The sequence below is a fragment of the Agrobacterium sp. LEGMi-208b genome (assembly GCF_059511785.1).
Window position 1 is genome coordinate 2042887 of sequence record NZ_CM183446.1, and the last position, 21227, is coordinate 2064113.

General features: G+C 61.1%; 22 protein-coding genes. 12 read left to right on the top strand and 10 right to left on the bottom strand.

The features are described 5' to 3' along the window. Nucleotides 1-7 precede the first annotated feature (7 nt). From AC5YUO_RS23855 to pcaD, 8 genes are all read right to left on the bottom strand, one after another. Nucleotides 8-847, bottom strand: coding sequence for a transporter substrate-binding domain-containing protein (locus AC5YUO_RS23855; RefSeq protein ID WP_400821001.1), 840 nt, complete (start codon nt 845-847; stop codon nt 8-10). A gap of 43 nt (nt 848-890) precedes the next feature. Then, nucleotides 891-1541, bottom strand: coding sequence for an amino acid ABC transporter permease (locus AC5YUO_RS23860; protein WP_496155503.1), 651 nt, complete (start codon nt 1539-1541; stop codon nt 891-893). 10 nt (nt 1542-1551) lie between these two features. Further along, nucleotides 1552-2220 carry an amino acid ABC transporter permease gene (locus tag AC5YUO_RS23865; RefSeq protein WP_400821006.1) on the bottom strand — a complete coding sequence of 223 codons (669 nt, stop codon included), beginning with the start codon at nt 2218-2220 and terminating at the stop codon, nt 1552-1554. Between the two features lie 370 nt (nt 2221-2590). Further along, on the bottom strand, nt 2591-3652 hold the full coding sequence (locus tag AC5YUO_RS23870; protein ID WP_496155504.1) for a 3-carboxy-cis,cis-muconate cycloisomerase: 1062 nt from the start codon (nt 3650-3652) through the stop codon (nt 2591-2593). Nucleotides 3653-3670: 18 nt separating this feature from the next. Then, nucleotides 3671-4291 carry a protocatechuate 3,4-dioxygenase subunit alpha gene (gene pcaG, locus AC5YUO_RS23875; protein WP_269709311.1) on the bottom strand — a complete coding sequence of 207 codons (621 nt, stop codon included), beginning with the start codon at nt 4289-4291 and terminating at the stop codon, nt 3671-3673. 2 nt (nt 4292-4293) lie between these two features. After that, nucleotides 4294-5034, bottom strand: a complete 741-nt coding sequence (gene pcaH / locus AC5YUO_RS23880; RefSeq protein WP_003505508.1) for a protocatechuate 3,4-dioxygenase subunit beta — start codon at nt 5032-5034, stop codon at nt 4294-4296. Continuing rightward, nucleotides 5031-5465: a 4-carboxymuconolactone decarboxylase gene (gene pcaC / locus AC5YUO_RS23885; RefSeq protein WP_400821017.1), complete on the bottom strand. Its 435-nt coding sequence runs from the start codon at nt 5463-5465 to the stop codon at nt 5031-5033. Before pcaC ends, pcaH begins: the two co-directional genes overlap by 4 nt. Nucleotides 5466-5468: 3 nt before the next feature. Then, on the bottom strand, nt 5469-6266 hold the full coding sequence (gene pcaD, locus AC5YUO_RS23890) for a 3-oxoadipate enol-lactonase (protein WP_496155505.1): 798 nt from the start codon (nt 6264-6266) through the stop codon (nt 5469-5471). A gap of 94 nt (nt 6267-6360) precedes the next feature. Between pcaD and pcaQ the strand changes: the two genes are divergently transcribed. Further along, entirely contained in the window at nt 6361-7302 is a 942-nt protein-coding gene (gene pcaQ, locus AC5YUO_RS23895; RefSeq protein ID WP_496155506.1) for a pca operon transcription factor PcaQ, read from the top strand. A gap of 198 nt (nt 7303-7500) precedes the next feature. On the opposite strand, the gene pobA is transcribed toward pcaQ, so the two are convergent. Next, nucleotides 7501-8673 (bottom strand): 4-hydroxybenzoate 3-monooxygenase, encoded by a 1173-nt coding sequence (gene pobA / locus AC5YUO_RS23900; RefSeq protein WP_496155507.1) that lies wholly within the window; start codon nt 8671-8673, stop codon nt 7501-7503. A gap of 117 nt (nt 8674-8790) precedes the next feature. On the opposite strand from pobA, the gene AC5YUO_RS23905 reads away from it, so the two are divergent. After that, entirely contained in the window at nt 8791-9714 is a 924-nt protein-coding gene (locus tag AC5YUO_RS23905) for a helix-turn-helix domain-containing protein (protein WP_496155508.1), read from the top strand. Here AC5YUO_RS23905 and AC5YUO_RS23910 read toward each other — a convergent pair. Continuing rightward, nucleotides 9684-10445 (bottom strand): IclR family transcriptional regulator, encoded by a 762-nt coding sequence (locus AC5YUO_RS23910; protein ID WP_496155509.1) that lies wholly within the window; start codon nt 10443-10445, stop codon nt 9684-9686. The two genes, AC5YUO_RS23905 and AC5YUO_RS23910, sit on opposite strands and share 31 nt — an antisense overlap. A gap of 138 nt (nt 10446-10583) precedes the next feature. Here AC5YUO_RS23910 and AC5YUO_RS23915 point away from each other — a divergent pair, with 138 nt between their 5' ends. From AC5YUO_RS23915 to AC5YUO_RS23960, 10 genes are all read left to right on the top strand, one after another. Beyond that, nucleotides 10584-11291, top strand: coding sequence for a 3-oxoacid CoA-transferase subunit A (locus AC5YUO_RS23915; RefSeq protein WP_110759985.1), 708 nt, complete (start codon nt 10584-10586; stop codon nt 11289-11291). After that, the gene (locus AC5YUO_RS23920; RefSeq protein ID WP_496155510.1) at nt 11288-11983 is read left to right on the top strand and encodes a CoA transferase subunit B; all 696 of its coding nucleotides are present in this window, start codon (nt 11288-11290) and stop codon (nt 11981-11983) included. The genes AC5YUO_RS23915 and AC5YUO_RS23920 overlap by 4 nt, the downstream gene beginning before the upstream one ends. 24 nt (nt 11984-12007) lie before the next feature. Further along, nucleotides 12008-13213: a 3-oxoadipyl-CoA thiolase gene (pcaF, locus tag AC5YUO_RS23925; RefSeq protein WP_496155511.1), complete on the top strand. Its 1206-nt coding sequence runs from the start codon at nt 12008-12010 to the stop codon at nt 13211-13213. 530 nt (nt 13214-13743) lie between these two features. Continuing rightward, the gene (locus tag AC5YUO_RS23930; RefSeq protein WP_496155512.1) at nt 13744-14772 is read left to right on the top strand and encodes a LacI family DNA-binding transcriptional regulator; all 1029 of its coding nucleotides are present in this window, start codon (nt 13744-13746) and stop codon (nt 14770-14772) included. A 280-nt stretch (nt 14773-15052) separates the two neighbouring features. Beyond that, complete coding sequence (locus AC5YUO_RS23935) at nt 15053-15994, top strand: sugar ABC transporter substrate-binding protein (RefSeq protein WP_400820875.1); 942 nt, start codon at nt 15053-15055, stop codon at nt 15992-15994. Nucleotides 15995-16130: 136 nt separating this feature from the next. Further along, the gene (locus AC5YUO_RS23940) at nt 16131-17054 is read left to right on the top strand and encodes a substrate-binding domain-containing protein (RefSeq protein ID WP_496155513.1); all 924 of its coding nucleotides are present in this window, start codon (nt 16131-16133) and stop codon (nt 17052-17054) included. A gap of 46 nt (nt 17055-17100) precedes the next feature. Next, nucleotides 17101-17997: a sugar phosphate isomerase/epimerase family protein gene (locus AC5YUO_RS23945; protein ID WP_496155514.1), complete on the top strand. Its 897-nt coding sequence runs from the start codon at nt 17101-17103 to the stop codon at nt 17995-17997. 10 nt (nt 17998-18007) lie between these two features. Next, nucleotides 18008-19018 carry a Gfo/Idh/MocA family protein gene (locus AC5YUO_RS23950; protein WP_496155515.1) on the top strand — a complete coding sequence of 337 codons (1011 nt, stop codon included), beginning with the start codon at nt 18008-18010 and terminating at the stop codon, nt 19016-19018. 8 nt (nt 19019-19026) lie between these two features. Further along, on the top strand, nt 19027-19812 hold the full coding sequence (locus tag AC5YUO_RS23955; protein WP_496155516.1) for a TIM barrel protein: 786 nt from the start codon (nt 19027-19029) through the stop codon (nt 19810-19812). Between the two features lie 206 nt (nt 19813-20018). Then, a complete protein-coding gene (locus AC5YUO_RS23960; RefSeq protein WP_496155517.1) occupies nt 20019-21065 on the top strand; it encodes a LacI family DNA-binding transcriptional regulator in 1047 nt (348 codons plus the stop codon). Nucleotides 21066-21227 lie beyond the last annotated feature (162 nt).

Here is a 21227-nt window from a genome sequence, read left to right on the forward strand (position 1 = left end):
CGATCCTTCACTTCACGGTGAAAGGAATATCCGGCAGGCTGTCCGGGAAGGCCGGGACTTCGCGCTTCATCCACTTGTCGTAGATCTTGGCGAGCTGGCCATCGGACTTGATCTTGTCGAGGAAGGCGTTGACGGTTTCGTTCCAGTCCTTTTCACCCGGGCGGGTGCCGGCGCCGTTATAAAGCGTCGTCAGATCGAATTTCGGCTCGTATTTGCCTTCGGCGGCCTTGTTCAGACGGTCACCATAAAACTGGTTGCCGCCGACGACCTCGACCTGACCGGAGATGAGTGCCTGAATATTGGCGGCATCATCGTCGAAGCGCAGGATGTTTGCTTTCGAGCCGGCGCCTGCCGTGATCGAGGTGTCCATAGCGCTCGACTTCGGCACACCGACAGCCACACCGGTCAGATCGTCATAGCCGGTAATCTTCTTGTCCTTGGGGCCATAAACGGAGAGCACGTTGCCGGCATAGGGCTTGGAATATTGAATGGTCTTGGCGCGCTCGGCGGTCATGCCCATGGTCGCGAACAAGAGGTCGACCTTGCCGGTCAAAAGCGCCGGGATGCGGTTGGCCACCGCGAGCGGCACGAATTCAACCTTGACGCCGAGATAGTCGGCAAAGGCCTTGCCGATATCGGCATCGAGACCATCCTGCACGCCGCTGGAATTGACGAAGCCCCACGGCGAGTTGTCGCCCTGAATGCCGATGACGACCTTGCCCTTGGCCTTGGCTTCTTCCACCGTGCCGGCGAAAGCATCGACCGGTGCGACGAAGGGCAGGGCAACCGTTGCCGCGGCGAGCGCGAGCAGGGCGCGGCGTGAGAATTTCATGTTGGTGGTTTTCATCTTTTGCTCCTCCTTACAAAGCTGATGAGATGGTTTTTGGTAATTAGCGGGACGCGGCCTGCAGCCGCTTTTCAACACCGGCGCCCCACAGGGAAAGCGGCCAGCAGATCAGGAAATAGATGATGCCGACGATGGCGAAGACGGTGAGCGGGCGAAACGTCTGGTTGGAGACGATCTGACCGGCGCGCGACAGCTCGACGAAGCCGACGATGGCCGCAAGCGAAGTGCCCTTGATGAGCTGCACGAGGAAACCGATGGTGGCCGGCAGCGAAATCTTGAAGGCCTGCGGCAGCACCACGTCCTTCATGCGCGATATGTAATGCAGGCCGAGCGCATTGGCGGCCTCCGTCTGCCCTTTCGGCACCGCCTGGATGCCACCGCGCCAGATTTCACCGAGAAAGGCGCTGGCATGCAGGGTGAAGGCGATGGCGACCGCGATCCAGGCATCGACATTGAGGCCAGCAAGTGCCACGCCATAATAAACCACGAACAGCTGCATCAGGAGCGGCGTGCCCTGAAAGACGGCGATGTAAGCCGTGCTTGCCCGCTGGATCGCCGGGCTGTCCGCGACGCGGGCAAGTGCCACGCAAAGGCCGAAGACACCGCCGCCGATGAAGCCGATCAAGGTCAGCGCAAGGGTCCATTTCAGGCCTTGCATCAGGAAGAAGAGTTCGTTGGGACCGATGGATGCCATTGTCTTTTCCTCACTTGACCGGATAGCTGAAGGACGCGCGGGAGATGAGCGAGAAGACGCCCATCATCAGCGAGGAAATGACCAGATAAAGCAGGGTGATCGAGAAATAGACCTCGAACGACCGGAACGTGTCCGCCTCGATCTTCTGCGCCACCGAGGTCAGTTCGTAAGCCGCGATCGACGTACAGACCGAGGTCGTCAGCGTCAGCATGATGAACTGGCTGGTGAGCGAAGGATAAACTGCCCGGAGCGCCGGCTTTAAGATGATGTGGCGGAAGATCTGCGCGCGGTGCAGCCCGAGCGCCAGCCCCGCCTCCACCTGGCCCTTGGGAATGGAATCGACGCCGCCGCGAATGATTTCAATCGCATAGGCGCCGCCGTTCAAAGCCAGCGCGATGATGGCGGTGACCGTCGGGTTGAGTTTGATGCCGATCTGCGGCAGGGCGAAGAAGATGAAGAATATCTGCACCAGAAACGGCGTGTTGCGGATGGCTTCCACAAAACCGATGACGAGGCCGCGCAGCAGCTTGAAGCGCGAACGGCGCGCAACGACGCCCAGAACGCCGATGACTGTCGCGAGCGACATGCCGGCAATCGCCAGGCCGATTGTCGCAAGACAGGCCAAAAGCAGCTCGGGCAGGCGCTCTATGACCGCCGAAAAATCGAGACTGTAAGACATTCTTCCTCCCAACCCGTTCGGGTCCGGACAGGCGTTTGGCCTTGTCCGCATCGCTCTGGAACCTTGCGGCGCCAAAGCCTTCCATTTTTATCCGTCCCCGCCGCCACAGGCTTTGAGCCTTCCTCGCCGGCATGGTATTAATCGTAATGTTTGTACCAGTTAGTTCATTTTTGTGTCAAGCGCTATGTCCGGTTAAAAAACAGCTTTGACACTGTTTTTTCGCTCTCTGGATTTTTAGATAAAGTCTTTTTTATCAATGACTAATGCGAAGAAGCGCAAGCGCTTTCCACGCGTCGTCGCATCGCCTCCGGCCTGCCGCCCGGCAGTGCCCGGAAACCCTGTCCGCACATAAAATCGACCGGACTTGCGGCTAGTTTTCGCCTGTGCCCAGCCTGTCTATCTGCGCCGCCAATCGCTCGGCGATCAGCAGCGCGGCACCCGTTGCCGTCACCATCTGCGGCAGCGACAGCCATTCCAGCATCCAGCCCGCGCCGGACCGCTCCTGTTCATGCACGAGCGACTGGTGCAGCGCGGAGATTTGCACGGCATTGAAGCGGGCGAGCGCCACCAGCGTTTCGGCATTGACCGGATTTTGCTTGTGCGGCATGGCCGAAGAACCGCCGCCGCCGGAGAGGCGGATTTCCGCACCGAGCTCGGCCATCAGCGCGATATCCTGCCCGAACTTGCCGAACGCGCCGGTGATGAGCGAGAGAATATTGCCGAATTCGGCGATGCCGTCGCGCTGGCTCTGCCATTGCGGCCTGTCGGCAAGGCCGAGCCGCTTGGCGAGATCGGCGCGTACGGCCGCGGCATTGTCGCCGAATTTTTCCAGCGTGCCGGCAGCACCGCCGAATTGCAGGGCAAAACCGCTCTGCGCGAAGGTTTCCAGCCTGAGCAGATGGCGCTCGAGCGGCGCGATCCAGCTCGCCGCGCGGTCGGCCACCGTGATACCGATGGCGGCCTGCATGCGGGTATAACCGGTGAGCGCGTTATGGCCATCGCGGGAGGCGATGTCTCCGAGCGCATCGATGAGCCGGCCAAGCCGTGCGGCGATGATTTCCGTCGCCATTTTCAGCCGCAGCATCAGGCTGGTATCGATGACATCCTGGCTGGTTGCGCCGAAATGCACCTTTTCCGCCGCCTTGCCGGCGACGGCTGCCCGCATCTGCCGCACCAGTTCAGGCACCACCACGCCGTCTTTGGCGACGCCATGGCGAAGGGCGGTCATATCGGCGGCAAACTCCGAAAGCCCCGAGACGATCGCCTTCGCCACATCCTCGGAGATGATGCCGGTCCCCACTTGCGCCTGCGCCAGTGCCGTCTCGAAGCGGATCATGGCGTCGATATCCGCTTTTGCCGAAAAAAGCTCGACGATCTCGCTATCGCCGAAAAGGCCTGAGAGAAACGGATGCTCGAAGGGGGAAAGGCTCATTTCACTTGTCCGTTGGGCTCAGATATCGAAAAACACAGTTTCGCCTTCGCCCTGAAGGCGGATATCGAAACGATAGACGTTGCCTTCCTCCTTTTTGGCGACAAGCGTGGCGATGCGGCTTTTCTGCTCGATGCGGGCAAGAACCGGGTCGGCCGCATTGGCCTCCTGTTCCTCCGGGAAATACATGCGGGTCTGTAGGCCGATATTGATGCCGCGCGCGACGATCCAGAAGGTGATGTGCGGCGCCATCGGCCGGCCATCGCGGAACGGCACTGTGCCGGGCTTGATGGTCTCGAAGACGAATTCACCGGTATCCATGTCGCCCGGCGAGCGGCCCCAGCCGATGAAGTTCGGGTCGGCCTTGCCCCGGGTTTCGCTGGGGCTGTTGTAATAACCATCGGTATCGGCCTGCCAGATCTCGATCAGCGCGTCCTTTAGGGCCATGCCCGCACCGTCATAGACCGTGCCGCGCACGCTGATGCGTTCGCCGCGGGCCTTGTCGTTATAAAGCGGACCGGAACCGAGATCCTTTTCGAACACGCCTTCGATGCCGACGAAATTCGGTGTGCAGCCGATATGCACATAGGGCCCCGCCGTCTGCGAGGCGGTTTCCTTGAAATAGTTGAGCGGCTGAACCATGGTCAGTTGCCCTCCATGCGGTTTTCAAAAAGGGTCGAGCGGCGGCCGCGCAGGACGATATCGAACTTATAGGCCAGCATGTCCATCGGCAGTGTCGCATTCATGTCGAGCGGCGCGATCAGCCGCCTGATGGCATCCTCGTCCGGAATGGTCTTGACGATCGGACATTTCCAGATCAGCGGGTCGCCTTCGAAATACATCTGGGTGATCAGCCGCTGGGCAAAGCCATGGCCGAAGACCGAGAAATGAATATGGGCCGGCCGCCAGTCATTGACGCCGTTCGGCCAGGGGTAAGCGCCCGGCTGGATGGTCTTGAACCAGTAATAACCGTTTTCATCCGTGATGGTGCGGCCGACGCCGCCGAAATTCGGATCGATGGCGGCGAGATAACTTTCTTTCTTGTGGCGGTAACGACCGCCGGCATTGGCCTGCCAGAACTCCACCAGCGCGCCATCCACGCCACGGCCGCGTTCGTCCAGCACCCGGCCATGCACCAGAATGCGCGGGCCAACCGGCATTTCGCCGGGGCGGGCATAGTTGAGGATGAGGTCGTTATCCAGCGGGTTGAGCATGCCATGGCCGAAGACGGGGCCGGTGATCTCGCTTTTCGTGCCTTCCAGCGAAATCAGCGCGCGCTGCGGTGAGCGCAGGATCGAGGTCTTGTAGCCGGGCGCATAGGCCAGCGGATGGATATCGCGGTTGCGCGCGAAGAACGGCCCGGTTTCAGGCGGCTGGTTGCTCATTTCGTCTCCTCCCCATCGCCAGAATTATCGAGTGAACTATCGGCCTTCATGCTGGCCAGGGCAAGCTTGGCGATCTTGAAAGCGTGGTTGGCGGCGGGTACGCCGGCATAGATCGCCACATGCAGCAGCGCCTCGCGAATATCCGCTTCGGTGGCGCCGGTATTGACGGTGGCGCGCACATGCATGGCCAGTTCCTCATCCTGACCGAGCGCTGCAAGCAGGGCGATGGTGACCATCGAGCGCTCGCGCTTCGTCCAGTGATTGCCGGACCACACCGTACCCCAGGCGGCCTCGGTGATGAGCTGCTGGAAGGGCTGGTCGAAGCCGGACGTCATGGTCTGCGCCCGGTCGACATGGGCGTCGCCCAGTACCGAGCGGCGGGTCTTCATGCCCTGTTCGAAACGTTCGTTTTTGTCGATATGGTCCGCCATCGGTCAATGCTCCGGCAAGGTCTTGAGAAAAATCGAGGCTGCCTGCGCGTAGGCGAGCGGCTGTTCAAGGCAGGGGATGTGGCCGCAGCCGGCAAGGGTGACGAAGCGGCTTGCGGGGATGAGACCCGCCAGCGACTGCACCAGTTCCGTCGGGGTGGAGCCATCCTGATCACCCGCGATACAGATCGTCGGCACGGCGATGCGTCCCGCCTCTTCGGTAAAATCCGCATCGCGGATGGCGGCGCAGGTGCCGCTATAACCCGCTTCCGGCTGTTGCGAGAGCATGTTGCGCGCGCCGGCATAGGCGGCATTCTCAGGCTGGCGGAAGGCGGGCGTGAACCAGCGCTCCATGACGGGATCGACCAGCGAGGCGAGGCCATCGGCGGCGATCTTGTCGATACGGGCGTTCCACATCTCGGCCGTGCCGATCCTGTGGGCGGTGTTGCTGAGCAGGAGTGCGCGGACGAGATCGGGCCGCCGGGCATAAAGCCCCTGCGCAATCAGTCCGCCGACCGACAGGCCCCAGATGACGGCGCTTTTGACGCCGAGATGATCAAGAAGTTCGATCAAGTCACCGGCATGATCGTCTATCGAATAGGGCGCACGTCCGACATCCGAAAGTCCATGGCCGCGCTTGTCGTGCAGCACATAGGCATAGTCATCGCCCAGCGCCTCGATGACCGCATCCCAGATGCGGAAATCGGTCCCGAGCGAATTGATGAAGGCGATCACAGGCTTGCCGCTGTCCAATCCCTTGACGCGATAATGGATCACAGTCTCGCCGCAGCGCAGAAAATGCATGGCATGCTCCTCCTGCGAAGAATATTGCAAGCCGGTTTCGGTTAAGTAAAATGACATTATCGATGAAAATCATAACCACTGGATTATATGAGCGATGGTCGACCAGCGTATCAAGTTCCGGCACCTGCAGACTTTCGTGGAGGTGGCGCGGCAGAAAAGCGTCATCCGCGCTGCGGAAATCCTGCATGTCAGCCAGCCGGCAGTGACGAAGACCATTCGCGAGCTGGAAGAGATTCTCGGCGTGTCATTGTTCGACCGGGAGGGGCGCGGCATTCGCATCAGCCGTTATGGCGAGGTGTTTCTGCGCCATGCCGGTGCGACGATGACGGCGCTGCGCCAGGCGGTCGATTCGGTCTCGCAGGAGGCGGCGCGCGCCGGTCCGCCGGTGCGGGTCGGCGCTCTGCCGACCGTGTCTGTCCGCATCATGCCGAAAGCAATGGCCGGCTTTCTGGCGGAAAAGACCGGCAGCCCGGTGAAGATCGTGACGGGTGAAAATGCGGTTCTGCTGGAGCAATTGCGTGTCGGCGATCTCGATCTCGTCGTTGGTCGTCTCGCCGCGCCACAGAAAATGGCGGGTTTTTCCTTCGAGCATCTCTATTCGGAAAAGGTGCGCTTCGTGGTGCGCGCCGGCCATCCGCTGCTGTCACCCGGCATTTCGGTGTTCGATCACCTGCATGAATATCCGGTGCTGATGCCGACACGGCAATCCGTCATCGGGCCCGTCGTCGAGCAGTTCCTGATCGCCAACGGTGTGCCGGCCCTGCCGATCCGTATCGAAACCGTCTCCGACGCCTTCGGCCGCGCCTTCCTGCGTACCAGCGATGCGATCTGGATCATCTCGGAAGGCGTGGTGGCGGCGGATGTGGCGGATGGCATTCTGGCGATCCTGCCGGTCGAGACCGGCGACACCAGCGGTCCGGTGGGGCTGACGGTCCGCGCCGATACGCAGCCGTCCCTGCCGCTTTCGCTTCTGATGCAGGCTATTCGCGAGGCGGCGGGTGAGCTGTTGGATGGGAGGCCGGAGGCTGGTTCTTGAGATGAGGATGAGAGTGGGAAAAGTCAGAGAACCTCTCCTCCGTCATTCCGGCCTTGAGCCGGAATCCAGCCACGGCGCGTCTGCGCCGTGAAAAGAGTCTTTTGCGATCAAGGACTTGATCGCGCTGGACCCCGGATCAGGTCCGGGGTGACGGGTGTGGAAACGGTAGAGATAAAAGCCGCGTGTCTGGGGCAGTCCCTAATAGGGAAGCCCAACGTAATTCTCCGCGAGCGCCGTGGAAGCGGCGCGCGATTGCACGAGATAATCCAGTTCCGCCTCCTGAATGCGCTGACCGAAATCCTCCGTATCGGGAAAACGATGCATCATCGTCGTCATCCACCAGGAGAAGCGCACGGCCTTCCAGACGCGGGAAAGCGCCTTCTGCGAATAGGCATCGATGCCAGCTTCGGACCGGTCGCGATAAAACTCGATCAGCGCCTCGCTCAGATAATGCACGTCGCTGGCGGCGAGGTTGAGGCCCTTGGCGCCCGTCGGCGGCACGATATGGGCGGCGTCGCCCGCGAGAAACAGCCGACCAAACCGCATCGGTTCACTGACGAAGGACCGGAGCGGCGCGATGGATTTTTCGAAGGACGGGCCGGTCACCATTTCATCCGCATGGTTTTCCGGCAGGCGGTGGCGGATTTCATCCCAGAAACGCTCGTCGCTCCAGTCCTCCGGCCGGTCATCCAGCGAACATTGGATGTAATACCGGCTGCGCGTGTTTGAGCGCATGGAACAGAGCGCAAAACCGCGCGGATGGTTGGCATAGATCAGTTCATGGTTGACCGGCGGCACGTCGGTGAGAATGCCGAGCCAGCCGAAGGGATAGACCTTCTCGAATTCCTTGATCGCACCTTGCGGCACGGATTTGCGGCTTGCTCCGTGAAAACCGTCGCAGCCGGCGATGAAATCGCAATCGATCCGGTGGTTTACGCCGTCTTTCTGATAGGTGACATAGGGGCTTGCGCCATCGAAATCATGTGGCTGGACATTGCGGGCGTCGTAGATGGTCACAAGGTTTGCCGCCTCACGCACATCCATCAGATCATGCGTCACTTCGGTTTGGCCATAGACCATAACGCGTTTGCCGCCCGTCAGATCGAAAAGATCGATACGGTGGTCGCGGCCGTCGAAGGTCAGCGAAAAACCGTCATGCGGCAGGCCCTCGCGGCGCAGGCGCTTGTCCGCGCCAACCTTTTCCATCAGCTGCACGGTGCCTTCTTCCAGCACGCCGGCGCGAACACGGCCGAGGATGTAATCCTTGCTGACCCGATCGAGAATGACGGTCTCGATGCCGGCTCCCGCCAGAAGCTGGCCAAGCAGCAGCCCCGATGGGCCGGAGCCGATGATGACGACCTGTGTACGCATTGTTTCCTCCCGAACTTGTCTCCGGTCAAGAAATTGACCAAGGCGGGTCACAAGCTCAATGGACTTTCCGGTCCGTAAATTGCACAATCCGACCATTAGGCGGAGGAGTGGCGTGAGATGCGGGCGACTGCCAATGAAGGGCTTTATGGCGAGGAAGCCTTGCAAGGCACAGATTTTCGCTTCCATTGCGAGACGCTTTTTTCGCGAAGCAGCCTGCACCGCTTTGAAATCGGCCTGCACCGTCATGTCGCCTTTCTGCAAATCTTGTACATTTTTGGCGGGGAGGGTGATGCGTTGCTGGATGGCCGCATCGAGCCTATCCGCCCGCCGGTCGCCGTCATCGTGCCGCCGGGCTTCGAACATGGCTTCCGCTTCTCACGCGATATTGGCGGGGTGATTGTCACCATGCTGCCGGGGTCGCTGCCGGCATCCGTGCAGGCGTTGTTGTTGCGGAATTTCCAGCAGCCGGTGCTTGTGCCCTTGCGGGATTTTGCAGAAAAAGAGGGTCTGCGCAGCGGTTTCGAACGGATTTCCACGGAGTATGAGGCCCGCGAGATTGGTCGCGATGCGATGATCGAAGGCCAACTCGCCACTGTGGTCTCGCTTCTTTCACGGGCCGCGCGGCCGCTTCTGGAAACGAGTGGCGAAGGTCTTGCCGAACAGCGTTTCGAACGGCTGCTGTCGCTGATCGCCCGCCATATCCGCGAGCCGCAGAAAGCCGGGTTTTATGCAGGGAAGCTCGGTCTCTCGGAGACACATCTCAACCGGCTTGTCCGTTCGGTCTCCGGCCTCAGCCTGCAGCGGCTGATCGCCAAGCGTCAGATCGAGATCGCCCAGCAGGAGCTGATCTTTACGGTCTCCAGCGTGCAGATGATTGCCGAAGGGCTGGGTTTTGCCGATCCCGCTTATTTCAACCGCTTCTTCAGGCGGGAGACCGGCATGACGCCGCGTGCCTGGCGTCTCGCCGAACAGCGCAAAATGGGCGATATGGGCGCGCGGCAGATGCCGTCTCAGACCAGCATTCTCGCCAGTTCCCGCTGAACGGAAAGAAGCGCCGGCAGGTAACGCTCCACCAGATCCTCCATTGAGGCCACCGAGGCTGCAAGCCCGACATTGAGTGCCGCAACCGTCTGGCCACGCACGCTTTTCAGCGGCACGGCGATGGAGCGAAGACCAATCTCCACTTCCTGATCAATCAGCGCAAAACCGCGATGGCCGGTCACCTCGATTTCGGCAAGCAGGGCTTGCATGTCGGTGATCGTGTTTTCCGTGCGGGCAACCAGCCGGGAAGCTCCGAGAATGTCGCGTTGCCGCTCGGGTGTTTGTGCGGAAAGAAGAACACGACCCATTGACGTGCAATAGGCGGGCAGGCGCGAGCCCGGCATCAGCGCAATGGACATGACCCGCTGTTGCGCGGCGCGGGCGACATAAACAATTTCGATCTCGTCCAGAATCGAAACCGACGTGCTCTGGCCGATCTCCTCTGAGAGACGGTCGATGAGCGGCTGGACGATCTTCGGCAGCGGCATGGTGGCGAGGCAGCCGGTGCCAAGCCTCAGTACTTTCGGCGTGACGGTGAAGAACTTGCCGTCATAGGCGGCATAACCAAGCTCCGAAAGGGTCAGCAGACAGCGGCGTGTGGTGGCGCGGTCCAGCCCGGCGATCTCGGCGGCGTCGGAGATGGACAGGCGCGGCCGCTCGGCGCTGAAAGCCTCGATCACCCGCAATCCCTTGGCGAGACCGCCCATCATGTCTCTTTCGCTGACGGCCATGCCCAAGCTCCATTTGTGCGATATACGAACAAAAATCATATAACGCACAAAATCCTTGCCGTCGAGGCAATTTCGGTTTTACCTCAGGGCCACGCAGCCTTGCCGGTCCATCCGCTCGGCTGGATGGAGGTTTTGAGAATGGACAAGACAATCAAGAGCGCCGAAGAGGCGCTTTCCGGCATCGGTGATGGTGCGACGATCATGATCGGCGGTTTCGGCGGCTCCGGCGCACCCATCGAGCTGATCCACGCGCTGATCGACAGGGGACCGAAGAACCTGACCGTCATCAACAACAATGCCGGCAACGGCCGCATCGGCATCGCCGCGATGATCGATGCCGGCATGGTCAGGAAGATGATCTGCTCCTTCCCGCGCTCTTCCGATCCGCGCGCCTTTACAGACCGCTATCTGGCCGGTGAAATCGAGCTGGAACTGGTGCCGCAGGGCACGCTCGCCGAGCGCATCCGCGCTGGTGGTGCGGGTATTCCGGCTTTCTACACCCCGACCGGCTTCGGAACGGAACTGGCTGAAGGCAAGGTGATCGCGGAATTTGACGGCCGCTCTTACGTTCAGGAGCGCTGGCTGAAGGCGGATTTCGCCATCGTTAAGGCCGAGCTTGGCGATACCTATGGCAACCTCACCTACAACAAGGCGGGGCGCAATTTTAACCCGCTGATGTGCATGGCCGCGAAGACCACTATCGCGCAGGTCTCGAAGATCGTCGCCGCCGGTGAAATCGATCCAGAGCATGTCGTGACGCCAGGCATTTTCGTGAACGGCGTCGTGGAAATTCCCGATCCGCAACAGGAAGAAGTCCTCATTCGTGCGGGAGTAGCCTACGCATGACAAAGACCATCGACACCCGCGAAGACATCAAGCTTTCCAACGCCCAGATCGCATGGCGTGCGGCGCAGGACATCGAAGACGGTGCTTACGTCAACCTTGGCATCGGCTTTCCGGAAATGGTGGCGCGTTACCAGCCGCCCGGCCGTCAGGCGATTTTCCATACCGAAAACGGTATCCTGAATTTCGGCGAGGCGCCGCCGGAAGGCGAGGAGGACTGGAATCTCATCAATGCCGGCAAGAAGGCCGTGACATTGAAGCCGGGTGCCGCCTTCTTCCATCATGCCGACAGCTTCGCCATGGTGCGCGGCGGGCATCTGGATGTGGCGATCCTCGGCGCCTATCAGGTGGCGCAGAATGGCGATCTCGCCAATTGGCGCGTTGGCTCCAAGGGCGTTCCGGCCGTTGGTGGTGCCATGGATCTGGTGCATGGCGCAAAACAGGTTTTCGTCATCACCGAACATGTGACGAAGAATGGCGAACCGAAGCTGGTTGAGAAATGCGCCTTCCCGCTCACCGGCGTCGGCTGTATCACTCGCGTCTATACCAGCCATGCTGTCATCGACGTGGTGGATGGCCGTTTCGTGCTGCGTGAAAAACTGCCGGCGATGACGTTTGAGGAATTGCAGGCAATGACCGGCGCGCCGCTGCTTATGGATGGTGCGGTAACCGATCTCGTCGCACCGGAACTTTGAGGCCAGAACGCTAGGGAAAGACCGATGACCGAAGCCTATATCTGCGATTATATCCGCACGCCCATCGGCCGCTTCGGCGGCGCGCTCTCCTCCGTGCGGGCCGACGATCTCGGCGCGGTGCCGCTGAAGGCGCTGATGGAGCGCAATCCTTCCGTCGATTGGGAGGCCGTCGAGGATGTGATCTTCGGCTGTGCAAACCAGGCGGGCGAGGACAACCGCAATGTGGCGCGCATGTCGCTGCTGCTTGCCGGCCTTCCCGTCTCGGTGACGGGAACCACGATCAACCGGCTGTGCGGCTCGGGCATGGATGCCGTCATCGCAGCCGCGCGCGCCGTCAAATCGGGCGAGGCGGAACTGATGATCGCCGGCGGTGTGGAAAGCATGAGCCGTGCGCCCTTCGTTCTGCCCAAGGCCGAGAGCGCCTTCTCGCGTAATGCTGAAATCTATGACACCACCATCGGCTGGCGTTTCGTCAACCCGTTGATGAAGGCGCAATATGGCGTCGATTCCATGCCGGAGACGGGCGACAATGTCGCGGTCGATCATCAGGTCTCGCGGGAGGATCAGGACGCCTTTGCGGTGCGCAGTCAGCAGAAGGCGGCGGATGCGCAGGCCAACGGCCGTCTCGACAGGGAAATCGTCTCGGTGACGATCCCGCAGCGCAAGGGCGATCCGCTTGTTGTCTCCAGAGACGAACATCCGCGCGCGACCAGTCTCGAAGCGCTGGCGAAGCTGAAGCCGGTGAACAAACGCGATGGCGCGACGGTGACGGCGGGCAACGCGTCTGGTGTCAATGACGGCGCGGCGGCTCTCATCATCGCTTCGGCGGAAGCGGCGAAGAAATATGGCCTCACCCCCATTGCCCGCATCCTCGGTGGTGCCACCGCCGGCGTGCCGCCGCGCGTCATGGGCATCGGCCCGGCCCCGGCCTCGGCCAAGCTTTTGGCACGGCTCGGGCTGAAGCAGGAACAGTTCGATGTGATCGAGCTGAACGAGGCCTTCGCCAGCCAGGGCCTTGCGACGCTGCGCCAGCTTGGCATTGCCGATGACGATGCGCGGGTGAATGCCAATGGCGGCGCGATCGCGCTCGGTCATCCGCTCGGCATGTCCGGTGCCCGCATTGCCGGCACGGCGGCGCTTGAACTTTCACTGACCGGCAAGCGGCTTGCGCTCGCCACCATGTGCATCGGTGTCGGGCAGGGTATTGCCGTGGCGCTGGAACGGGTCTGACGGGATAGCGGCATTCAGTATTGGTATAGGGGGCGAATGCCGTCGTGAGGCGGTACGGATGCCGCCGTAAAAAGGTATGAGTGCCGCTATAAAAGGGTATAAATACCGCTGCCGTAGTCTCATTCCGCGTGATTGGAACCATTCAGGCCACTCGGCAGACGATTTTCTCGCCTTGCCCCCAAATTCCCCCTCATTCCTGTGCTTGTCACAGGAATCCAGCCGACGCGCGTCTGCGCGGCGGGTAAGGACTCCTTTCAGCCCAAGGACTTGGGCTGGCTGGATCTCTGTGACAAGCACAGAGATGAGGGAAGGAGGCGTGATGACAAGCAAAGAGAGGGAAGGAGGCGTGGCGGACTAGTCGTAACGGCTAGTCGTGGTGGATGGTAAAGCAGTCGCCACACAAGAGACGCAGCCTCAGCATTTTTCCCATGACGCTCCTACCATATCCCTTCACCCATGTTGGATTCCATCATCATCCGTGACATGTTTTGCGAGATATGACAGAAATCTTTCCGCCTGCGGGAGCCAGCATGAAGCGTCCGACCATCACCGATGTCGCAAAAGCCGCCGGCGTCAGCGTCGCCACCGTCGACCGGGTGCTGAACGGCCGCCTGCCGGTGCGGGAGGAGACCGCGCGGCGGGTGTTCGAGGCGGCGGAGAAGATCGGTTTTCATGCCACCAACGTCATTCGTCAGCGCATGCTGGCCGATCTGCCGTCCTATAATCTCGGCATCATCCTGCGCAAGGAACGGCACGCCTTTTACCAGACCTTTGCCGACGAGCTGGAGCTTGCGGCGCGCAACGTCAGGGATCGTCATCTCAATCTGCGCATCGAATTCGCCCAGTCGGGCGAGCCGAGCGAGCTCGCGGCGCTCCTGACGGGCATGAAGGGCCGTGTCGAGGCCGTGGCGGCCACCGGTCCGGACCATCATGATGTCACCGCCGCCGTGGAGGCGCTGAAGGCCAGGGGCATTCCCACATTTTCACTGCTTTCGGATTTCGCGCAGGGGGTGCGGGAAGCCTATCTCGGCGCCAACAACATGAAAGTGGGGCGCACGGCGGCCTGGATGATCTCGCGACTGGCGCGCAGCAGGGGCAAGGTGCTTCTGCTGCTCGGTGGCCACCGTTTTCACGGTCATTCGCTGCGCGAAACCGGCTTTCGCAGCTACATGCGGGAATATGCGCCGGAATTCGAGGTGATGGACGCGCTGATCACGCTTGAAACGCGGCGGCTGACCTATGAGCTTGTCATGGACACCATCGCCAAGCACAGGGATCTGGTCGGCATCTATTGTATCGGCGGCGGTATGGAAGGCGTGATCGAGGCCCTGCAACAGGAAAACCGGCAGGAGACCATCGTCTGCCTTGTCAATGAACTGACGCCCGAATCCCGCCAGGCGCTGCTGGAAAAGCGTATCAGCGGCATATTCCAGACGCCGCTCCGTGAATTATGCACCGATCTCATTACAACAATGGTTCACACCATCGAACACGGCATGGCGGAAACGCCGGGACAACGATTTGTGCCCGCCCATCTGTGGGTTCCTGAAAGCCTTTGATGGTTTGATAGATTCTATCATAAATTCCGCGTCTCTTTCTATCAGCCTTGATGGTTTCGGTTGCGGCTGACCCGTTGACGCCGGGTGCGGACTGGGAAATCTTGCCTGCGTGTGGAGCGGGCAGGAGGCCGGTCCACGACAATAACGATGTTTCAGGATTGCCGCACGCCGCAGATATTCATCTTCGGCGACAGCCATTCTTTTGCCGGTGCGCGACTGCGGCATGATGTGCCGAGGGCCGCGAGACCGGTTCTTTTCAAGGGTTTTGGAGGAGAACGACATGAAAAGACATTTCGCAATTGCAGCGCTCGCCACCATGCTGGCAACGAGCGCGTCGGCTGAGACCGTTGGGGTTTCGATGGCGCTGTTCGACGATAATTTCCTGACGGTGCTGCGCAACGGCATGATCGATTATTCCAAGGGCATGAGCGGCGTTTCGCTGCAGATCGAGGATGCGCAGAACGATGTCGGCAAGCAGCTGAGCCAGGTGCAGAATTTCGTCGCCGCCGGTGTCGACGCCATCATCGTCAACCCGGTGGATACGGACGCGACCGTGGCGCTTTCGCAGGCCGCTGCCGCCGCCGGCATTCCGCTGGTCTATGTCAACCGCCAGCCGGTCAATCTCGACAGCCTGCCGGAAAAACAGGCCTTTGTCGCCTCCGATGAAAAACAGTCCGGCACCCTGCAGACGCAGGAAGTCTGCCGGCTGTTGAAGGCGGCGGGCAAGACGGACGCCAAGGCCGTGGTGATGATGGGCGAGCTTTCCAACCAGGCGGCGCGCATGCGCACGCAGGATATCAAGGATGTGGTCGCCACGCCCGATTGCAGCTTCATCAAGCTTGTCGAGGAACAATCCGCCAACTGGTCGCGCACACAAGGGTCGGACCTGATGACCAACTGGCTTTCGGCCGGGGTGCAGTTCGATGCCGTCATTTCCAACAATGACGAAATGGCCATCGGCGCCATCCAGTCGCTGAAGGCGGCAGGCCGGTCGATGGACAGCGTCATCATCGCCGGCATCGATGCCACGCAGGACGCGCTTGCCGCCATGGCGGCGGGCGATCTGGATGTGAGCGTTTTCCAGAATGCCGCAGGCCAGGGCAAGGGTGCGCTGGATGCGGCGTTGAAACTCGCCAAGGGCGATGCGGTGGACAAGAAGGTCTTCGTGCCCTTCGAACTCGTCACGCCTGACAACCTCAAGAACTATCAGGCCAGGAACTGAGCCATGGCCATGCCAGGGCGGCTTCTCCGCTCCCGGGGAGTGCCGCCGGGCAGGCCGAACGCGCCGGAGCCGGCAGGATGGCCGGCTCCGGCGACACGACATGATGAACCAGCGGCGATTTCCGCGGGAGGAAACCTTGAAAAAACTATTGATGGCAACGGCACTCTGCATTTTCGCGACACCGGCCCTTGCCGAGACGCGCATCGCGGTCTCGATGACGTCTTTCGACAATCCGTTTCTGACGATCCTGCTCAACGGCATCAGGGCCGAGGCCGGGCGCGATAAAACCATCGAGCTTCTGGTCGAGGATGCCCAGCTTGATCCATCAAAGCAGCTCAATCAGGTGCAGAATTTCATCGCCAATGGTGTCGATGCGATCATCGTCAATGCCGTGGATGGCGATGCCACCGCCGCAATCACCAAGGCCGCGTCAGCTGCGAAAATCCCGCTGGTTTATGTCAACCATCCGCCGGCGGAACTGGAAACCGGCCTGCCTGACGGCACGGCCTTTGTCGGTTCCAACGAACTCGATTCCGGCACCATGGAAGCTGAAGCCGCCTGCAAGCTGATGGGCGGCAAGGGCAAGGCCGTCATCCTGATGGGACCATTGGAAAACCACGCGGCGCTGGTGCGCACCAAGGATGTCGAAACGGTGTTTTCCAAACCGGACTGCAAGATCGACATCCTCGAAAAGCAGACGGCGAACTGGAGCCGCACGCAGGCGCAGGATCTTGTCTCTTCGTGGCTGACGGCGGGCATCCAGTTCGATGCCGTCATCGCCAATAATGATGAAATGGCGATCGGCGCCGCGCAGGCGCTCAAGGCAGCGGGCGTTTCCATGAAGGATGTCGTCATTGCCGGCATCGACGCCACGCCTGATGGGCTTGCCGCGATGCAGGCCGGCGATCTTGATATCACCGTCTACCAGAACGCGACGAAGCAGGGCGAAGTCTCCGTGCAGACGGCGGTGAAGGCCGCTGCCGGGCAGAGTGCTGAAAAGACGCTCTGGGTGCCTTTCGAACTCGTTACCCCCGAAAACATGTCCGCCTACGCGAAATAGAAGGGGCTTCGGCCCCGGTCCATCTATCACTCCACTGGAAACAGCCATGAAACATACGCTCGATCCCCACATGTTCCGGCACCTATCCCTCGCCGAAACCTGCCGCAAGGTCGCAGACCTCGGTTATGACTATGTCGAACTTTCGCCGCGCCCGGATTTCCTCTCCTGGTGGACACGGCCGAAGGTCTATCCCGAACGGGTCGCCGAATTCAAAAAGGCGCTGAAGGACCATGGCGTCGGTCTTGCCACGCTGCAGCCGATGTATCGCTGGGCAAGCCCCTATCCGGACGAATGGGAAGTGGCGATCGACAACTGGAAACGCGCCATCGAGATTGCCGTCGAGATGGAATGCCCGATGTTCGTTTCGGAATTCGGCCGCGGCGGCTCGCCGGAGCGCAGCCTTAACGACCGTTCCGGCCTGCACCGCCCGGAAACCTGCGAGGCGCAGTTCTTCCGCGCCATGGATATTCTGGTGCCGATCCTCGAGCGGGAAGGGCTGGTGCTCTCGCTGGAGGCGCATCCCGAAGACTGGATCGAGGAGATCGCCCCGGCCATCGACATCATCAAAACCATCAATTCCAAAGCGGTGAAGGCCTCCTTCATCGCACCGCATACGTTCTTTTACGGGCCGGACATGGTGGCGAACCTGCGCGCGACGGAGGGCCATCTGGTGCATGTGCGCCTTGCCGACACCTATGACCACAACAAGTCCTCGCAGCTGCGTTACATCGTCAATCCGCCCGGCTCCAAGGTTCGGGTGCATCAGCACACCGATTTCGGCCAGGGCGAGATCGACTGGGAGATTTTCTTTGCGACGCTTGCCGACATGAAATTCGATGGCGTGCTGTCGAACTGCGTCTTTGCCTGGGAAGATCGTGTCGATGAAAGCGCGCGGTTTATGCTCAGCGAAACCCGGCGATACGTCGCCAAATACTGGAAATGAGGTATTTCAGATGACTGTGAGAATTGGTGTCGTCGGCACCGGCGCAATCGGGCGTGATCATGCCCGCCGTATCAACAAGGTTCTGGGCGGCGCGAAGATCGTTGCGCTGAGCGACGTCAACCGCGCCTCGGCCGAGACGGTCAAAAACGACATCGCCCCGGATGCCGTCGTGTTCGCCACCGGCGAAGAGCTGATCGCATCGCCTGACGTGGACGCGGTGCTTGTCACCTCATGGGGCGCAACCCATGAGCAATATGTGCTGGCGGCCATCGCCGCCGGCAAGCCGTGCTTCTGCGAAAAGCCGCTGGCGACAACGGCGGAAGGCGCAAGACGCATCGTCGATGCGGAGGTGGCGCATGGCAAGCGGCTGGTTCAGGTGGGCTTCATGCGCCGTTATGATGCCGGTTACGTGGCGCTGAAACAGGCCGTGGATAACAGGATCGGCGCGCCGATCATGGTGCATGCCGCCCACCGCAACCCGGCGGTTCCCGAGCAATATATCACCCCGATGGCGATCCATGACACGATGATCCATGAGATCGACGTGCTGCGCTGGCTGCTTGACGATGACTATGTTTCGGCCCGCGTTCTCTTTCCCCGCTCCGCCGCCCGCAGCCATGCCAAGCTGAAGGACCCGCAGATCGTCATTCTGGAAACCGCCAAGGGCACGATCATCGACGTCGAAATCTTCGTCAATTGCCACTACGGCTACGATATCCAGTGCCAGGTGGTGGGGGAAGACGGCATTGCCAGCCTGCCGGAGCCGATGTCGGTGCAGACGCGCCTTGGCGCCAAGCTGCAGAACGACATTCTGACCGACTGGAAAGACCGCTTCATCGCCAGCTACGATGTGGAATTGCAGGATTTCATCCATGCGGCGGCGAAGGGCACGGCGTCCGGACCGAATTCCTGGGACGGCTACGTGGCCGCCATCACCTCCGACGCCTGCGTCGCCGCGCAGGAAACGCAAGGGGCTGCGGTCGCCATCGAACTGCCGGCCCGTCCCGCCCTTTATCAGTGAGGTCTTTCATGCGTTTTGCCATCAACCACATCACCGCGCCGAAGCTTTCCCTTGAGGCGTTCTTCGCAACCGCCCGTGAACTCGGCCTCACCGAAGTCGAAATCCGCAACGACCTGCCTGATATCGTCGGCACGGTGGATCCGGCCGCGGTAAAGGCGGCGGCCGAAAAGGCCGGCGTGACGATCATCTCGATCAATGCGCTTTACCCCTTCAACGTCTGGTCGGGCGACCTGCCTTTGCGGGCTGTCGCCATGGCCGATTATGCCGCGGCAAGCGGCGCGAAAGCGCTGGTGATGTGCCCGCTCAATGACGGCACGGCGGTGTCTTTTGACGATCTCGTCACGGCGCTGAAGGCCATGAAACCGATCCTCGAGGAACGCGGCCTGACAGGCCTCGTCGAGCCGCTCGGCTTCCCGGTCTCCTCGCTGCGCACCAAGGCCGAGGCCGTGAGGGCAATCGATGCCGCCGGCGGCGGCGATGTCTATAAGCTGGTGCATGACACCTTCCACCATCACCTCGCGGGCGAGACTGAATTCTTCCCCGAGCGCACCGGCCTCGTGCATATTTCAGGCGTGATCGATCCTGCTGTCTCCGTCGCCGACATGCTCGATGCCCACCGCGTTCTGGTGGATGGCGACGACCGGCTGGAAAATATCGCCCAGATCGGGACACTGGATGCGGCCGGTTACAAGGGGCCTTACAGCTTCGAGCCCTTTGCAACCGAGGTGCACGAATTGAAGGACCCGGCCGCTGCCGTGAAGGACAGCATCGGCCATATCTCCCAGGCGCTCTGACCGCCTTGCCGCCCGTGGTTCGCCGCGGGCGGCGCTTCATGGGCGGGGATAAAAACCGAGAGAAATCAATTCCGCATTTACGGATGATGCTGTAGTCTTCCGCAGATTAGAGAGCAGCAAACGGGCACGGGTATTCTTCAGATCGACTGCGTGAGGCAGGCTTTCTGCCCGCACCGTCCGAAGAAGAGTGGTTGAATTTCCCCTTTATGAAAATAGACAGGAAAACGACGCTTAAGGACGTGGCGCGGGAGGCGAATGTTTCGCTGAGCACGGCTTCGCATGCCATCAACGGCACCGCGCCGTTGACCACGCAGGTTCGCGAGCGGGTGCTGGAGGCGGCCCGCACGCTCGGATATCTCGAAAATCGCCGGCAGAAGGCAACCATCGCCACCCTGCGTGTCGTGCTGCTCGCCATGACCAATGATGCGGCGCCGCAGAGCGACCTCAACATGGTCAGCTGGACGATGCTGAACGGTTTTCGACGCGAATGCGAGCGGCGCGGTATTCGCATCGTTCCCTATGTCAGCGCGACGAGCCGGATTGATCCGGTCGCCGTGGTGGCGGCTGCGGATGCCGACAATGTCGATGGGATCGTGGTTCTCAATGATGACAGGCCGCAACTGGTCGAGGCGCTATCGGCGCTTGGCCGGCCGGTGGTGCTGATCAATGGTGAAGATCCGGCGATGATCGTCGATACGGTGACGGCGGAAAATCGTTTTGGCGCGCGGCTCGGTATCGAACATCTGCTGTCGCTCGGGCATCGCAATATTCTGCATATCACCTGGAAGGGGCGCACGACGATCCGGCGCCGTTATGATGGTTTTAGCGATGCGTATCTCGCGGCAGGCCTCAGTGTTCCCGCCGATATGGTCATCGAGGTGGAAAGTTACGAGCCCGAATGGGGCGAGGCCGCGATCCGCAGCCTGCTGGCTGAAGAAAAGCCTCTCCGAAACGCCACCGCCATTTTCTGCGCCGCCGACAATCTGGCGCTCGGCTGTCTGAAAGCCCTGACGGAGGCCGGAATCCGGGTGCCGGACGATGTTTCGGTGCTTGGTTTTGACGATATCATGCCGGCAGCCTTCAGCGCGCCGCCGCTCAGCACCATCCAGTTGCCCGCCGACAGGCTGGGTGCTGCGGCGCTTGCGCTGCTGGAGCAGCGGCTTGTGGCGGCTGATCCGACCCGCCCGGCGCATCGGCTGGAACTCGGCTGTCGGCTGGTGTTAAGGGGCAGCATCGCGCCGCCGCCGAAGTAGGGTGATCCAACGCCTCCGGGGCTCGTGGCCATATGTCTTTAGGGCGATTAGCTTTCCTCCCGTCATTCCGGCCTTGAGCCGGAATCCAGCCGACGCGCGTCCGCGCGACGGGAAGACTCCTTTCAGCCCAAAGACTTGGGCTGGCTGGATCCCGGCTCAAGG

Coding starts and splice junctions, on each gene's coding strand:
- AC5YUO_RS23910 (WP_496155509.1), bottom strand. CDS start 10,445: ATGGCCGTCAGCGAAAGAGACATGATGGGCGGTCTCGCCAAGGGATTG.
- pcaC (WP_400821017.1), bottom strand. CDS start 5,465: ATGGCGGACCATATCGACAAAAACGAACGTTTCGAACAGGGCATGAAG.
- AC5YUO_RS23865 (WP_400821006.1), bottom strand. CDS start 2,220: ATGTCTTACAGTCTCGATTTTTCGGCGGTCATAGAGCGCCTGCCCGAG.
- pobA (WP_496155507.1), bottom strand. CDS start 8,673: ATGCGTACACAGGTCGTCATCATCGGCTCCGGCCCATCGGGGCTGCTG.
- AC5YUO_RS23870 (WP_496155504.1), bottom strand. CDS start 3,652: ATGAGCCTTTCCCCCTTCGAGCATCCGTTTCTCTCAGGCCTTTTCGGC.
- pcaD (WP_496155505.1), bottom strand. CDS start 6,266: ATGCATTTTCTGCGCTGCGGCGAGACTGTGATCCATTATCGCGTCAAG.
- AC5YUO_RS23930 (WP_496155512.1), top strand. CDS start 13,744: ATGAAGCGTCCGACCATCACCGATGTCGCAAAAGCCGCCGGCGTCAGC.
- AC5YUO_RS23935 (WP_400820875.1), top strand. CDS start 15,053: ATGAAAAGACATTTCGCAATTGCAGCGCTCGCCACCATGCTGGCAACG.
- pcaG (WP_269709311.1), bottom strand. CDS start 4,291: ATGGTTCAGCCGCTCAACTATTTCAAGGAAACCGCCTCGCAGACGGCG.
- pcaQ (WP_496155506.1), top strand. CDS start 6,361: ATGGTCGACCAGCGTATCAAGTTCCGGCACCTGCAGACTTTCGTGGAG.
- AC5YUO_RS23915 (WP_110759985.1), top strand. CDS start 10,584: ATGGACAAGACAATCAAGAGCGCCGAAGAGGCGCTTTCCGGCATCGGT.
- AC5YUO_RS23945 (WP_496155514.1), top strand. CDS start 17,101: ATGAAACATACGCTCGATCCCCACATGTTCCGGCACCTATCCCTCGCC.
- AC5YUO_RS23950 (WP_496155515.1), top strand. CDS start 18,008: ATGACTGTGAGAATTGGTGTCGTCGGCACCGGCGCAATCGGGCGTGAT.
- AC5YUO_RS23955 (WP_496155516.1), top strand. CDS start 19,027: ATGCGTTTTGCCATCAACCACATCACCGCGCCGAAGCTTTCCCTTGAG.
- AC5YUO_RS23920 (WP_496155510.1), top strand. CDS start 11,288: ATGACAAAGACCATCGACACCCGCGAAGACATCAAGCTTTCCAACGCC.
- AC5YUO_RS23855 (WP_400821001.1), bottom strand. CDS start 847: ATGAAAACCACCAACATGAAATTCTCACGCCGCGCCCTGCTCGCGCTC.
- AC5YUO_RS23960 (WP_496155517.1), top strand. CDS start 20,019: ATGAAAATAGACAGGAAAACGACGCTTAAGGACGTGGCGCGGGAGGCG.
- pcaF (WP_496155511.1), top strand. CDS start 12,008: ATGACCGAAGCCTATATCTGCGATTATATCCGCACGCCCATCGGCCGC.
- AC5YUO_RS23905 (WP_496155508.1), top strand. CDS start 8,791: ATGCGGGCGACTGCCAATGAAGGGCTTTATGGCGAGGAAGCCTTGCAA.
- AC5YUO_RS23860 (WP_496155503.1), bottom strand. CDS start 1,541: ATGGCATCCATCGGTCCCAACGAACTCTTCTTCCTGATGCAAGGCCTG.
- pcaH (WP_003505508.1), bottom strand. CDS start 5,034: ATGAGCAACCAGCCGCCTGAAACCGGGCCGTTCTTCGCGCGCAACCGC.